This window comes from Polaromonas sp. P1_G2 (assembly GCF_056405515.1).
On sequence record NZ_JBFUBY010000139.1, the window covers coordinates 1 to 13,458 of the forward strand.

The 13,458-nt window shown below is 65.1% G+C and carries 13 protein-coding genes and 1 pseudogene; 7 read left to right on the forward strand and 7 right to left on the reverse strand.

From position 1 onward, the window contains the following. The 3 genes from AC1D0P_RS15000 to AC1D0P_RS15010 all read left to right on the forward strand — a co-directional run. A partial coding sequence (locus tag AC1D0P_RS15000) for a lysozyme inhibitor LprI family protein (RefSeq protein ID WP_477677471.1) occupies positions 1-859 on the forward strand: 859 nt, incomplete at its 5' end. Positions 860-869: 10 nt separating this feature from the next. Next, complete coding sequence (ruvB, locus tag AC1D0P_RS15005) at positions 870-1,937, forward strand: Holliday junction branch migration DNA helicase RuvB (RefSeq protein WP_436156084.1); 1,068 nt, start codon at positions 870-872, stop codon at positions 1,935-1,937. A gap of 14 nt (positions 1,938-1,951) precedes the next feature. Further along, complete coding sequence (locus AC1D0P_RS15010; RefSeq protein ID WP_477677472.1) at positions 1,952-2,767, forward strand: hypothetical protein; 816 nt, start codon at positions 1,952-1,954, stop codon at positions 2,765-2,767. 341 nt (positions 2,768-3,108) lie between these two features. Here AC1D0P_RS15010 and AC1D0P_RS15015 read toward each other — a convergent pair. The 6 genes and pseudogenes from AC1D0P_RS15015 to AC1D0P_RS15040 form a co-directional block, all read right to left on the reverse strand. After that, positions 3,109-4,221, reverse strand: a pseudogene (locus AC1D0P_RS15015) (DSD1 family PLP-dependent enzyme); the annotation flags it as partial. A gap of 26 nt (positions 4,222-4,247) precedes the next feature. After that, positions 4,248-4,925, reverse strand: a complete 678-nt coding sequence (locus AC1D0P_RS15020) for a histidine phosphatase family protein (protein ID WP_477677473.1) — start codon at positions 4,923-4,925, stop codon at positions 4,248-4,250. Between the two features lie 195 nt (positions 4,926-5,120). Then, the gene (locus tag AC1D0P_RS15025; protein WP_477677474.1) at positions 5,121-5,744 is read right to left on the reverse strand and encodes a DUF4136 domain-containing protein; all 624 of its coding nucleotides are present in this window, start codon (positions 5,742-5,744) and stop codon (positions 5,121-5,123) included. 36 nt (positions 5,745-5,780) lie between these two features. Continuing rightward, positions 5,781-6,731 (reverse strand): tRNA 2-thiocytidine(32) synthetase TtcA, encoded by a 951-nt coding sequence (gene ttcA / locus AC1D0P_RS15030; protein WP_477677475.1) that lies wholly within the window; start codon positions 6,729-6,731, stop codon positions 5,781-5,783. 103 nt (positions 6,732-6,834) lie between these two features. Then, positions 6,835-7,206: a dihydroneopterin aldolase gene (locus tag AC1D0P_RS15035; protein ID WP_477654964.1), complete on the reverse strand. Its 372-nt coding sequence runs from the start codon at positions 7,204-7,206 to the stop codon at positions 6,835-6,837. A gap of 53 nt (positions 7,207-7,259) precedes the next feature. Next, positions 7,260-8,048, reverse strand: coding sequence for an SDR family oxidoreductase (locus tag AC1D0P_RS15040; RefSeq protein ID WP_477677476.1), 789 nt, complete (start codon positions 8,046-8,048; stop codon positions 7,260-7,262). Between the two features lie 84 nt (positions 8,049-8,132). Here AC1D0P_RS15040 and AC1D0P_RS15045 point away from each other — a divergent pair, with 84 nt between their 5' ends. Next, positions 8,133-9,239 (forward strand): class I SAM-dependent methyltransferase, encoded by a 1,107-nt coding sequence (locus AC1D0P_RS15045; protein ID WP_477677477.1) that lies wholly within the window; start codon positions 8,133-8,135, stop codon positions 9,237-9,239. A 23-nt stretch (positions 9,240-9,262) separates the two neighbouring features. On the opposite strand, the gene AC1D0P_RS15050 is transcribed toward AC1D0P_RS15045, so the two are convergent. Further along, complete coding sequence (locus AC1D0P_RS15050) at positions 9,263-10,690, reverse strand: MFS transporter (RefSeq protein WP_477677478.1); 1,428 nt, start codon at positions 10,688-10,690, stop codon at positions 9,263-9,265. Between the two features lie 113 nt (positions 10,691-10,803). On the opposite strand from AC1D0P_RS15050, the gene AC1D0P_RS15055 reads away from it, so the two are divergent. From AC1D0P_RS15055 to AC1D0P_RS15065, 3 genes are read left to right on the forward strand one after another with little or no spacing between them, the layout of a single operon-like run. After that, positions 10,804-11,685 (forward strand): AraC family transcriptional regulator, encoded by an 882-nt coding sequence (locus AC1D0P_RS15055; protein WP_477677479.1) that lies wholly within the window; start codon positions 10,804-10,806, stop codon positions 11,683-11,685. Continuing rightward, on the forward strand, positions 11,682-11,876 hold the full coding sequence (locus AC1D0P_RS15060) for a DUF2905 domain-containing protein (RefSeq protein ID WP_436156073.1): 195 nt from the start codon (positions 11,682-11,684) through the stop codon (positions 11,874-11,876). Before AC1D0P_RS15055 ends, AC1D0P_RS15060 begins: the two co-directional genes overlap by 4 nt. 16 nt (positions 11,877-11,892) lie before the next feature. Continuing rightward, positions 11,893-12,855 (forward strand): ROK family protein, encoded by a 963-nt coding sequence (locus tag AC1D0P_RS15065; protein ID WP_477677480.1) that lies wholly within the window; start codon positions 11,893-11,895, stop codon positions 12,853-12,855. The last annotated feature ends 603 nt before the right edge of the window (positions 12,856-13,458 follow it).

Here is a 13,458-nt window from a genome sequence, read left to right on the forward strand (position 1 = left end):
ACATAGGCGTGAGCGACGGCATCAAGCTGGCGCTGAAGGCATTGGCGAAATGAAGAGCTTTTTGCCTCTTCTTGGTCCAGTATTGTTGACGGCGAGTTTGTTTTTTCCGGGAGCCGGGGCCTTTGCCCAATTGCCTGATGGAGTCCTTCTTCGTGAAATTGCGCCCTGCCAGGTTCTTCTTGGTGGATTCACTTCCCCGCCTGAGGCGGAGCACGAACAACCTTGCCAACAGCCTGCGATCAATGAATTGTTAATTCGAAAATTTAGCGACCAAACCTACGGCGTGTCCTTGAATTACACGGACTATTCGCGGTCTTGGGCGCGGCTCTTGGAGTGTGGCTTTACTGGCATGGGAGTCCAGAAAGGCTCGGCGATCGTTGTATCCCCGATTGAAGAAGAAAGCGCAAAAGCCAGCCAGGGAAAAGTATGTCAAATACTGGTCAAGGCAACGGCGCCACTTGACACCCGAAATGCGGCGTATACGCTGGAAATTGGTCCCGATTGCAGTACGGTTTGCAGCCATCCCGAGGATATCAATTCAGTTTCGATAGAGTCGCGCAAAGGAAAGCCGTTCTCGCCATCCTTCGATTGCCGAAAAGCATCTACGCTCGTTGAAAAATCCATATGCCTGGATTGGAACTTGTCGGAGCTTGATTTCAAGGTGGCTGAACTTTGGTATGAGAAATATGGGGCGGGAGAAGACATTCCAGGCGAGGCCAGGTCGACCCATGCTAAATGGCTGTTGAGCAGAAACCAATGCAGGTCCAATGTCTCCTGCATTCGAGAGAAGTATCAGCAAAGAGTTAAAGCCTTGTGCAATGCGTTGAGTCGAAAAGTTGACAAGAGGGGCTCTTGCTAAATTTAAAACCATGAGCATTCAAACCGACGATTTCTCTTCCGGCGACTTTCCGCCCGCCAAACGCGTGATGTCGGCCGCGCCGGCCTCGCCCGGCGAGGAGGCCATCGAACGCGCGCTGCGTCCCAAGCTGTTTGACGAGTACGTGGGCCAGACCAAGGTGCGCGACCAGCTCGAAATTTTCATAGGCGCGGCCAAAAAGCGCAACGAGGCGCTGGACCACGTGCTGCTGTTCGGCCCGCCCGGCCTGGGCAAGACCACGCTGTCCCACATCATCGCGCACGAACTCGGCGTGAACCTGCGGCAGACCTCGGGCCCGGTGCTCGAAAAACCCAAGGACCTGGCGGCGCTGCTCACCAACCTCGAAAAGAACGACGTCCTGTTCATTGACGAAATCCACCGCCTGAGCCCGGTGGTGGAGGAAATCCTCTATCCCGCGCTCGAGGACTACCAGATCGACATCATGATCGGCGAAGGCCCGGCGGCGCGAAGCATCAAGCTCGACCTGCAGCCCTTCACCCTGGTGGGCGCCACCACGCGCGCCGGCATGCTGACCAACCCGCTGCGCGACCGCTTCGGCATCGTCGCGCGGCTGGAGTTCTACACCCCCGACGAACTCGCGCGCATCGTCAGGCGCAGCGCCAAGCTGCTCAACGCGCCCATGGACGAGGAAGGCGGCTTTGAGATCGCCCGCCGCTCGCGCGGCACGCCGCGCATCGCCAACCGCCTGCTGCGCCGCGTGCGCGACTATGCCGACGTCAAGGGCAGCGGCCACATCTCGCTGGACATCGCCAACAAGGCGCTGGCCATGCTGGACGTGGATCCGCAGGGCTTTGACGTGATGGACAGAAAACTGCTGGAGGCTGTCATCCACAGATTCGACGGTGGGCCGGTGGGTCTGGACAACATCGCCGCCAGCATCGGCGAGGAACGCGACACGATCGAGGATGTGATCGAGCCCTACCTGATCCAGCAGGGCTATCTGCAGCGCACGCCGCGCGGGCGCATCGCCACGCTGGCCGCCTACCGCCATCTGGGCGTGGCGCCGCCGGCCAGCGGCAACGACATGTTCAACGCCTGAATATGGGGCAGTGGGTGGCCTTGTCGACGGCGGCAGACCCGAAGGCGGCCTGGACAACATCCAGCGCTGAACAGCGCTTCTTCAACTCAACGGTGCTGGGCGTGACGGTGGCGATCCTGCTGGCCTATGCGCTGAGCGGTGTGGTGTTCGGCTACCTGCCTTTGTTTGTGCTGGAGGGCTTCGCCATGCTGCAGGGAACGGCCGCGTGGCTCGGTGCGGCCGGGACCACGCTTCTGGCGCTGGGATGGGCCACGCACCTGGTGCAGCGCCATTGGTCGAGTGCCTCGCCGGCTGCGTGCACGACGTTTCGCTACATCTGCTACGTTGCCGTGGCCACCTGCGTGTGTGTCCTCGCCCTGGCGGAAGTGTCAGGCGGTCCCCTTTCCAGACTTCGATGGAGCGGGCTGGCACCCACGTCAGAATGGCTGTTCGCGCCTCTGCCCTGGATATGGCAACAACTGCTGCCGCTGGGATCGCCCAAGGTGACGGGAAAGTTTTTTTTCGCGGGCGGCGCAAGCTTTGTGCTGGCACTTTTCTTCCTCAAAATCGAGTGGCGAAGGGCGTTTATGTTTTTCTTTGGCGTGGCCACTTGCATCATGGGGTTTTATTTCCTGGGCGATGCCGCGCTTGACTACAGCGCGGCACGTGGCCTGCCCGGCGCGTCACCGGACTATGCCAAGGAGCTGAAAACCAACCCGGGCCACTACAACGCCTGGAATTTTCTGTCCTGGCTGGGGGCGCTTGCCTGCCTGGCCTATGGGGTGCTCATGGTGTCCATATCCCTGGTCATCCACGAGCATGACGTCGAAGCCTTGGCCGCGAGATCATGACGCCACGGTTTTACTTCCGGCTTTTCCCGAGGCTTGCGGATCGTATGCCTGCCGCCCTCCTGGGCCTGGCCTGCATGCTGGCCGGTTGCGCGGCCACCGGCACTCCGCCCACACCGCGCACACCCAACCCGGCCGTGCCGCTGGCGGCCACTTCCAGCCTGCCGGAATTCCCCGAGCTGTTCAAGCAGATGAGCAAGCTCTACGCCGACCACCCGCAGGCGCCGAAGATGCAGGACGGCGACGGCATGGGGCAGAAGATTTCCATCGCGCGCGTGCGCAAGCCGGGTGCGCTGGGCGCGCTGCAAGCCTGGCGCGCGCAAGGCCTGCACGGCCGTGTCGGTCACGGCGATCATCACGTCGTGCAGGTTCACGGTCGGGTCGCAGTGCCCCGGGATCAGCCACAGCATGCGGCCCAGGCCGGGCAGGCGCGTGCTATCACCGGCCGGCCGCAGGATGCCGTGCTCGTCGCCGCCGTTGAAATACTCAAGCTCGCTTYCGGCGTCGAAGGCATGCACCAGCGGCAGGCCGGAGTCGATCGCATGGCTTTTGTGGCCGGCGTCGCAGACCGCGTGGCCGCCGTGCGTGCTGATGACCTGGGTCTTGATGAAGAGCGCGTGCTCGAACTGCGGCTGGGCCGCGTCGCGCTCGTTTTTCGCGTAGTCGGCGTCCATGAACATGAAGGAGCCGGCCTGCAGCTCGCCGTAAACCCCGCTGGCCGCTTCCAGCATCAGGCTGCCGGTGCCGGCGCCGGTGACCAGGTCCACCGTGATGCCCTGGGCCTCGACCAGCTTGCGCGTGAGCACCACGGCCTCCACGGCCTTGGCGATGGCCTCGCGCCTTTCCTGCCCGCTGCGCATGTGCTGGGCCTTGCCGTGGTAGGCCTGCAGGCCGGCAAAGCGCAGGGCCGGGTGTTTGCGGATTTCCAGCACCAGCGTGACGGCGGCGGCGCCGGGCTCGACCCCGCAGCGCCCCTGGCCCACGTCGATTTCGACGAACACGTCGATCACGGTGGCCACGCCGGTGGCGCTGCGCGCTTCGGTCATGGCCTGAGCCAGGCGGATCACGCCTTCGGTGCTGTCGACCGCGATGGCGAGCCGGCCGCCCTGGGCCGCGAGTTTCTGCGCGAGCGCGGCCACGCGCGCCAGCTTGGCGGGGGCGATGACCTCATTGCTGATGTAGACGTCAGTGACGCCGCCGGCCACCATGATTTCGGCTTCGGAGGTCTTCTGCACGCAGACGCCGACTGCGCCGGCGCGCACCTGCATCTTGGCCAGCGTGGCGCTTTTGTGCAGCTTGGCATGCGGGCGCCAGCGGATGTTGTGCTTTTTGGCGAACTCGGCCATGCGCGCGAGGTTGCGTTTCATCGCGTCCATGTCGATGACCAGGGCAGGTGTGTCGATGTCGTTGACCGGCTTGCCGATCAACTCGGCCAGGCGGGTGGGCAAGGTGCTCATGAGGTGCGTCGTATCTCTTCGGGTCTTTATTGTGCGCTCAGCGGGTCGCGGGATCCGCCGCCGGGAAATGCACTGTCGTCCAGTGTGCCATCGTCCAGGTGTTGGGTGTCAGCCCAGCCGACGAGCGTAAAGCCTCCGGGTGTCCAAAGGAGGCGGTTGATGGCCGCATTGCCGAGTTCCCAGGTGCGCGGCGCCTGGATGTCCAGCCGCGTCGCGGCGCGGTAAAGCACGTCCATCACGCCGCCGTGGCCGACCATCGCGATCAACTCGCCCGGGTGGGCAGCCGCCAGGCGCTCAGCTGTGGCGACCACGCGGCTGCGCAGGGCGATCAGGGATTCGCCGCCGGCGGGCGCGAATTCGGGGTCGCGCTTGCGCCAGCGCATGGACTGGTCGGGCAGCAGGGCCGCGATCTCGGCAAAGGTTTTGCCCTCAAAGTCGCCGAAGCCGCGCTCACGCAGGCCTTCCTCGCGCGTCACCTCCATGCCCTGGATGCGGGCCAGGTACTGCGCGGTTTCCCAGGCGCGGGTCAGGTCGCTTGCATAGATGGCGCTGATGGGCTCGTCGGCCAGCGCCAGCGCCATGCGCTCGGCCTGCTTGCGGCCGGTTTCGTTAAGCGGGATGTCAAGGTGGCCCTGGATGCGGGTGTCCACGTTCCAGGTGGTTTCGCCATGGCGAATGGCGATGATACGAGTGGGTTCAGTCATGGGCGATCAGTTTCTCAAGAAACGCGTAGCGMAGCAATTCGTGCCGGGGGTCGCGGCCTTCGCATAGTCGGGTGAGCGTGGCATCACCGCAACTCATGTCAGCAGGGGCCGCGGAACCGGCTTTGCCGGGCCGCAGGCGCAGCGCCCCCTCGGGGGGCAGCGCATTACACAAAGTGAAAAGCGTGGGGGCCACATTTACCGAGGAATCTCTACATTGATTCGGCGCGTGCCTGGTGGTGGTTGCGGAAAGCCGCGCAGGGCCGAGTCCAGCATGGCGGGCAGCACGGCTAGCGTGTCACCCCAAACGCCGTCGTGCAGGGCCCGCGTCTCAAAAGTGACCTGGTTGGTCCGCAGGTCGCGCATCACGATGCTCAGGTCGCGCTTGAAATAAGGCGGCTCGGCAATCCCGCCGCCAATCGGAAACGACAGGCCGACCGAGGTGCCGCGGCTACCGCCGCCCACAAACACGCCGGTTCCAAAGCCAAAGCCGCCGTAGGGGCTGTAGCCATAAGGCCCGCGGTCGACGATCTGGGTGTTGGCCACTATTTGCACGCTATACCGCGCGGCGGGCGGGTTGAGCTCCATCCCCACTTTGGCCAGCGCGGTGCGCGCCAGGCCTTCCACATGATCCTGCGAGCTGCCCGCGGCCTGCTGCGAGGGCAGGCGCTCAAAACGATAAGGCGTGGCTGGCGCGGGAGGCGGGCCGTTCCAGTTGTAGAAGGCGGTGACATCGCTGTCGACCACGCGCACGGTGGAGCAGCCCGTCATCAGCAAAGCCATGGCGGCGATGGAAAGAATCACTGCGAATGCGCGTTTCATAAGGCCTCCAGGGTCAGGTGTTGAGGGAAAGCGCCCTCAGCGCGAAGTGATGCCCACGACGGACAGTCCCGGTAGCGCCGGCTCGCGGAATTCCTCGGCGTCAAAAGCCTTGTCGCCGTCGGCGTCGGCTACACCGGTGGCCTTGATGCCCTTGAAGTCGTGGCGCTTGTTGTCCATCAGGTGCGAGGGCACGATGTTCTGCAGCGAGGCGAACATGTTCTCGAGCCGGCCGGGGAATTTTTTCTCCCACTCGCGCAGCATGTTGCCGACCTGCTTGCGCTGCAGGTTCTCCTGGCTGCCGCACAGCGTGCACGGAATGATGGGAAATTCGCGCACCTGGGCCCAGCGCGTCAGGTCTTTTTCGGTGACGTAGGCCATGGGACGTATCACCACGTTCTTGCCGTCGTCGCTGACCAGCTTGGGCGGCATGCCCTTGAGTTTGGCCGCGAAGAACATGTTGAGGAAAAAGGTCTGCAACATGTCGTCGCGGTGGTGGCCCAGCGCGACCTTGGTGCAGCCGAGTTCGCCGGCCACGCGGTACAGGATGCCGCGGCGCAGGCGCGAGCACAGCGAGCACAGCGTCTTGCCTTCGGGGATCACGCGCTTGACGATGCTGTAGGTGTCCTGGTTTTCGATGTGGAAGGGCACGCCCAGCTTGCCCAGGTAATCGGGCAGGATGTGCTCGGGAAAACCGGGCTGCTTCTGGTCGAGGTTGACGGCCACCAGTTCGAAGTTGATGGGCGCGCGTTTTTGCAGCTTGAGCAGGATGTCGAGCATGGCGTAGCTGTCCTTGCCGCCCGAGRCGCAGACCATGACCTTGTCGCCCTCTTCAATCATGTTGAAGTCGACGATGGCGCGGCCGACTTCGCGGCACAAGCGTTTTTCGAGTTTGTGGTCCTCGCGCTCTATCTTCATGCTGTTCTGCACGCGCGCGGAGCTTTCCTGCTGCTCGTACCCGGCCACCGCTTCTTCCCAGACTGCATTCATATATGCCCCCACGCTTGCGAAATACGCTGCGCTGCCCCCCGAGGGGGCCTTCGCTGCTTGAAGCGGTTCTGCGCGTCGCTCATATCGTTCGCTCCCATATCGTTCACCACTGTCCCGTCTCGACGCGAATGGCCACTTCGCAGTCGTCAAAAATTTCAAGTTTCGCGATCTTCACGCGCACGCCCAGCACGCCCGGCAGCCGCATCAGGCGATGCGCCAGCTTGCCGATCAGGCTCTCCAGCAAGTTGCTGTGTTCGGCCGTGCATTCGCTGATGATGATCTGGCGCACCTTGCGGTAGTCCAGCACATGGTGGATATCGTCGTCATGAGGCAGCAGCGGCTGTGTGCCCAGGTTCAGTTCGGCATCGACCTGGATGGGCTGCGGCGCCGTTTTTTCGTGGTCCAGGATGCCCAGGTTGGCGTCAAAACGCAAGCCGGTCAGGTTCAGGATTTGGGTGCCCCGGGTGTTGTACATGGCGCCAGTCTTGGTGGATGGGGTGGGGTGGTGTGTCAGCCGGTTCCGCCGGTTCACATCAGCGAAAAATCACGTTCGAACTTCATCAGGTGCTGGCCGCCGTCCACCAGCAGCGTGGTGCCGGTGATGGAGCGGTTTTCCAGCGCGAATTTGACCGCGGCCGCGACGTCGGCGGGCGTGGAGGAGCGGCCCAGCGGCGACAGCTTGTGCCTGGCCTCGAACTGCGCGTCGCTCAGCAAATGGCTGGTCAGCGTGAGGCCGGGCGCCACGCCCACCACCCGCACCAGGGGCGCGAGCGCCAGCGCCAGCATGGTGCCGGCCGCTTCCAGCGCGGCTTTGGAGAGGGTGTAGCTGAAAAAATCGGGATTCTGGTTCCAGAGCTTCTGGTCCAGCAGGTTGACCACGGCGCCCTGGGCGCCTTCAGCGCCTTGCGCGCCGCGTGCCGCGATGTGGGTGTGCAGCGCCTGCGCCAGCAGCACGGCGGCGCCGGTATTGCTGTGCAGGTGCTTGTCCAGGGCTGCGAAGCCGAAACTGGCGGCGCTGTCCTGCTCAAAGGTGGAGGCGTTGTTGACCACCGCATCGACCCGCCCCATGCGCGCGGCCACGGCCGGCAGCAGGCCGCGCACCGCAGCCTCGTCGCCCAGGTCCGCCTGGAAAGCGGCCGAGGCGCCGGCCAGCCTGGCGCAGTCGGCGACGGTGGCTGTCGCCTCGGCTTCGGAGTCGCGGTAGTGCACCGCCACCTGCCAGCCGCCGGCTGCCAGCGCCAAGGCGATCTCGCGCCCCAGCCGCCGCGAGGCGCCGGTCACGAGGACCACGGGGGGAGAAGACGGAACAGGGTTCATGGGCGGGCGTCGAGGCTCAAAAAGGGTGGCGGGGCGCGGGATGAGGAGGCCGTGGGGATCGCCGACAATGGCGGGTGGTGACCCATGACCCCGACGACCGATACCCCTATTTTAACGACCAGCCTCGCCGCCCACATCGCCAAGGCCATTGAGGCCGCCGGCGGCTGGCTGGGTTTTGACCAGTTCATGGCGCTGGCCCTCTACACCCCGGGCCTGGGCTACTACGCGAACGATTCGCGCAAATTCGGCCTGATGCCGGGCACCGGCAGCGATTTTGTCACCGCACCCGAGCTGTCGCCGCGTTTCGGCCAGGCCCTGGCGCGCCAGGCGGCCCAGGCCCTGGAAGCCACCGGCACGGCCGAAATCTGGGAGTTCGGCGCGGGCTCGGGCGCGCTGGCGCAGCAGGTGCTGGAGGCGCTGGGGCCGCGGCTGGAGCGCTACACCATCGTGGATTTGTCAGGCAGCCTGCAGGCGCGCCAGCGCGAACGGCTGGCCGCCTACGGCGACAAGGTGCAGTGGGCGACGGCGCTGCCGCCCAGGATGCACGGCGTGGTGCTGGGCAACGAGGTGCTGGACGCCATGCCGGTCAAGCTGCTGGCGCGCCTGCAAAACACCTGGCACGAACGTGGCGTGGTGGTGCATAAGGATGGTTTCCTCTACGCCGACCAGCGCACGGAATTGCTGCCGCCTTTCGACGTGGAAGGGGCACACGACTACCTTACCGAAATCCATCCCCAGGCCGAAGCTTTTGTCGCCACACTGGCCGACCGGCTGGAGGCCGGCGCGGTCTTTCTGCTCGACTACGGCTTTCCCGAGCATGAGTACTACCATCCGCAACGCAGCATGGGCACCGTGATGTGCCACCGCGGCCACCTGGCGGACGCCGACGCGCTGGCCGACGTGGGCAGCAAGGACATCACCGCGCACGTCAACTTCACCGGCATCGCGCTGGCCGGCCAGGAGGCCGGGCTGGAGGTGCTGGGCTATACCAGCCAGGGGCGGTTTTTGCTCAACTGCGGCCTGGTCGACGGCATGGAAGATGCGCCGCTGGAGCAGCGCGTCATGGTGCAAAAACTGGTCGCCGAGCACGAGATGGGGGAGCTCTTCAAGGTCATCGCTTTTGGCGCCAAAGGCGGCCCGGTGTGGGAGCCTGTCGGCTTTGCCGCCGGCGACCGCATGCACACCTTGTAGTTTGCAGTTTCGGTTGCACCGCCCTAGGCATTTGGCCGGCGCAGCGTCAGCGAGATCAAGCCGCAAAGCAGGCAGATCGCCGCCGCGGCGAAAAATGCCGCATGGTAGCCGCGGAGCAGAGCGCCGGGCAGCGCGAGGTCCCCGGCCATTGCGTGGGCCAGGGTCGCCAGCACGGCCACGCCCATCGCGCCGCCCAGTTGGCGCGCGGTGTTGGCAATGCCGGAGGCCATGCCCGCATCTTGCGCCGGCACACCGCCGGTGACGGCATGCGTGGCCGACAAGATCACCATTCCCAAACCAAAACCCGCCAAGAGCGTGGGACCCAACACTTGCGTCAGGTAGTCAGCCTGCAGCGGCAGGATGCCCAGCCAGGCCAGCCCCGCAGCGGCAAGCAGTGACCCCCAGAACGGCAGCAGCCGGCCTTCGCCCCTGGCCATGTTGCGCGAGAACACCAGCCGCGCTGCGGCCAGCACGATGCCCATGGGCAGCATGGCCAGGCCCGTGTCGTGCGCGGTGTAGCCGGCGACCTGTTGCAGCACGGTGGAGATCAGGTAGATCGAGGCTGTAAGTGTGGCGCCCAGGCACAACATCAACAGGTTGCCGGCACGAAGATTGGGCAGGTGGAAGATTGACAACCGCACCAGCGGATGGGCGCTGCGCGCTTCGATGGCAAAAAAAAGGCCCATCAGCACCACTGAGGCCGCCAGGGCGCCTGCGGCGTCCGGCGAGCCCCAGCCCTGGCCCATGGATTGCGTGATGCCGTAAATCAGCGCGCTGCAGCCCAGGGTGGCGGTGACTGCGCCCGGGATGTCCAGCGGTGGGCGCTGCGCGCGGATGGGCGGGGCCAGCAAGCTGCTTGCGACACCGGCCATCAATGCCAGCCCCACCGGCACATTGACGAACATGACCCAGCGCCAGCCCGCGCCGTCCGTCAGCAAGCCGCCTGCGACCACACCAAAGGCAAAGGCCGCCGAATTCAGCGCGGCCCACAGCGACAGGGCGCTGGCCCGCGCCTGTTTGTCGTGGTGCGTTGCGGCCATGACCAGCGCCATCGACGAAGTGGCCAGCACCGAAGCGCCCAGGCCTTGCACGGCGCGGGCCACCAGCATCAGCGTGCCGTTGGCGGCCAGCCCGCCGGCCAGGCTGGCCAGGGTGAACAGCGCCAGCCCTGCTTGCAGGACGGGCCTGCGACCGTAGAGGTCGCCGGCGCGGGCAGCCAGCAGCATGCAGCCGCCGAAGCTCAGCAGGTAGGCATCGACCACCCATTGCTGGGCGATGAGTGACAGCTGCAGGTCGCGCTGCATGGCGGGCAAGGCTACGTTCACGATGGAGCCGTCCATGACCACCATAAAGGAGGCCAGGCAAGCCAGGGCGATCACCACCCACTGTGGATGTTGCGGGCGGACGAGGGGCGGCGGCGGGGTGGCAGCGGGGGTGCGGGAAGTGGACACGGTTATTCCTCTGGACTTGGATGAAGCGGCGCCATGCGCCGGGCAAACCAGTGTCAAAGCACCGCGAGAAAGTCTGGTAACGTTGTTTAGACTAAAAACAATGAATTTGAGCCATGCCTGCCTCTTTCGCCACCGCTGCTTCCTCTGCCGCCACGTCCCAGGACACGGAAACGCCCAACCGGGCGCTGCGTGAATTCAGCGAGCGCAGCGACGGTCCCGCGCTGTTCGCGGTCTGGGGCGAAGACAGGCCGGACAGCATGTTCCAGCTGGGCACGCGCGAGACCGGTTGGCACAGCCATGTGCGCGGCCAGATCTTCTGCATCGACAACGGGCTGGTGCATGTGCGTACCCGGCACGGTTCCTGGCTGTTGCCGCCGCACCGGGCCGGCTGGATCCCGCCCGGCGAGCCCCATATGGCCAGCATCAGCGGAGTGATGCGCGGCTGGAATATGGTGGTCACGCCCGACGCCAGCCGCGGCCTGCCTGCCGTTCCCTGTGTTATCGGGGTCAGCGAAGTGATGCGCGCACTGGTGCAACGCGCCGTCACCTGGACCTGGGAGGAAGAGCTCCAACCCGGGCAGGAGCGCATGATTGCCGTGCTGCTGGACGAGATGGCCCGCGCGCCGCACGAGCCGCTTCACTTGCCGATGCCATCCGACCGACGCCTGCTGCGCATTGCCCGGGCCATCCTGGCCGGCCCTCAGGACGCGCGCACCTTGGCGCAGTGGGCGCAGTGGGCCGGTTTGTCGTCGCGCACGCTCAGCCGCCTGTTTTTGGCGGAGGCCGGCATCAGCTTTGCCCAATGGCGCCAGCAGGCCAGGCTGGTGCATGCGCTTGAGCGGCTGGCCCGGGGCGAAGCCGTCGCAACCGTGGCCGACGCGCTGGGGTATTCCACGCCCAGCAATTTCATCGCGATGTTCCGGCGCTGCTTTGGCGAGTCGCCGGCCCGCTACTTTGCCCACCGCCGCACCGAAGGCTCTAAACTGGCCCCATGATCCGCTGGTTCATCGTCATCTTCCTGGCCCTGGTGCTCATCAGCTGGTTCAGCCCGCTGCTGCAGAAGCTGGGTTTCGGCAAGCTGCCCGGCGACCTGCGTTTTCGCCTGTTCGGGCGAGAATGGTTCATCCCGCTCACCACCACCATCCTGCTGAGCTTTATCGCCAGCCTGGTCGCCAAAATTCTTTAAGGAAGCACTGCCCACCATGAAAGCCTGCGTCGACCTGGGAGGCACCAAGATCGCGGTCAGCCTGATAGAAGCCGCGCAGGACATCAGCCTGGCCCAGGCCTCGCTGGCCCTGCAGTCCCGCCGCGTGGAGCCCACCGAAAAAGCCGGCCCACCCGACACCGTCGCGCGCCAGGTGCTGCGCATGCTGGACCAGGCTTGCGAGGCCGCCGGCGTCCGTCAGCAGGACATCACGGCCGTCGGCGTATCGTCCTGCGGCCCTTTTGTGGTGGCGGACGGCATGCTGGAGGTTTCCAATCCCAATATCTGCGGCGGCTTGGCCGGCCCGGCGCGCGGCCTGCCCAACGACTGGGTCAGCGTGCCGCTGGAAGCGCCGCTGCGCAGCCGTTTTGCCGAAAAACTTCGCCTCGAAAACGACGGCATCGGCGCCCTGCAGGCCGAGCGCCGCTGGGGCGCGCTGCAGGGGTACAGCCACTGCGCCTATGTAACCTGGAGCACCGGCATCGGCTTCGGCCTGTGCGTGGACGGCCGCATCCTGCGCGGCAAACACGGCAACGCCGGCCACGCGGGCCACACTTTTGTCAGCGACCAGAGCGACGCCCTGTGCGGCTGCGGCAACATGGGCGACCTTGAAGGCGTGGTCGCCGGCAACGCAATCGCACGGCGCTTTGCCGGCGCGGGCTATCCCGGCGCCTCCGCGCTGTTCGCCGCCGCGCAAGCCGGCGACGCAGCCGCGCAGGCCATCGTCGACGAACTGTGCCGCGTGCTGGGCCGCGGCCTCTACAACATGGTCGCCACCCTGGACCTGGAACGCATCAGCCTGGGCGGCGGCGTGTTCTGGAACCACCGTGACTACCTGCTGCCGCGCCTGAGTGCGCAGATCCATGGCAAGCTGCCCGCGTTGACGGATGAGTTTGAGCTGGTGCCGGCTGGGCTCGGAGAGCGGGTTGGGGATTTTGGGGCTTTGGCGTTAGTAAGTTGAGGTTGCCGGGTCTTGCGCCGGCTGTCCGCGCTCCCTCTGTTCTCTCTTCTAAGTTTTGCTGGCCGGGGGTTGCCCGGCAGCAAGTAACTTTCTTTTGCTTCGCCAAAAGAAAGTCACCAAAGAAAAGGCGACCCGCAGTCTGGGTCCCTRCGCTTCGCTACGGGCAACCTGCGGTGCTCGAGCCAAGCGGGGTCCGGCTAAACTCGCTTCGCTCAGACAACGCCGGCCCTGATCCGCTTGTCTCTGCGCTCCTCGGCCCAGCCAGGACGGGGCAATCGGGATCGGAAGCGGGAACCAATACAAAAAAGGACACGCCATGGCGTGTCCTTTTTGTTTTCTGTATTCAGGATTGGTCTTCGGCTGTTTGGTATTCCTATCCCCACCCCTTGTGGATGCGCCGAGGAGCGCAGGTTCAGGCGGATCAGGGATCGCGTTGTTTGAGCCGAAGGCGAGTTTAGCGAGACCCCGCCTGAACCGAGCACCGCAGGTTGCCCGTAGCGCAGCGAAGGGACGCAGCAACCAGGGTCGCCTTTTCTTTTGCTTACTTTTCTTTTGGCGAAGCAAAAGAAAAGTGAGTAGCCGCCGGGCTACCCCCGGCCAGCA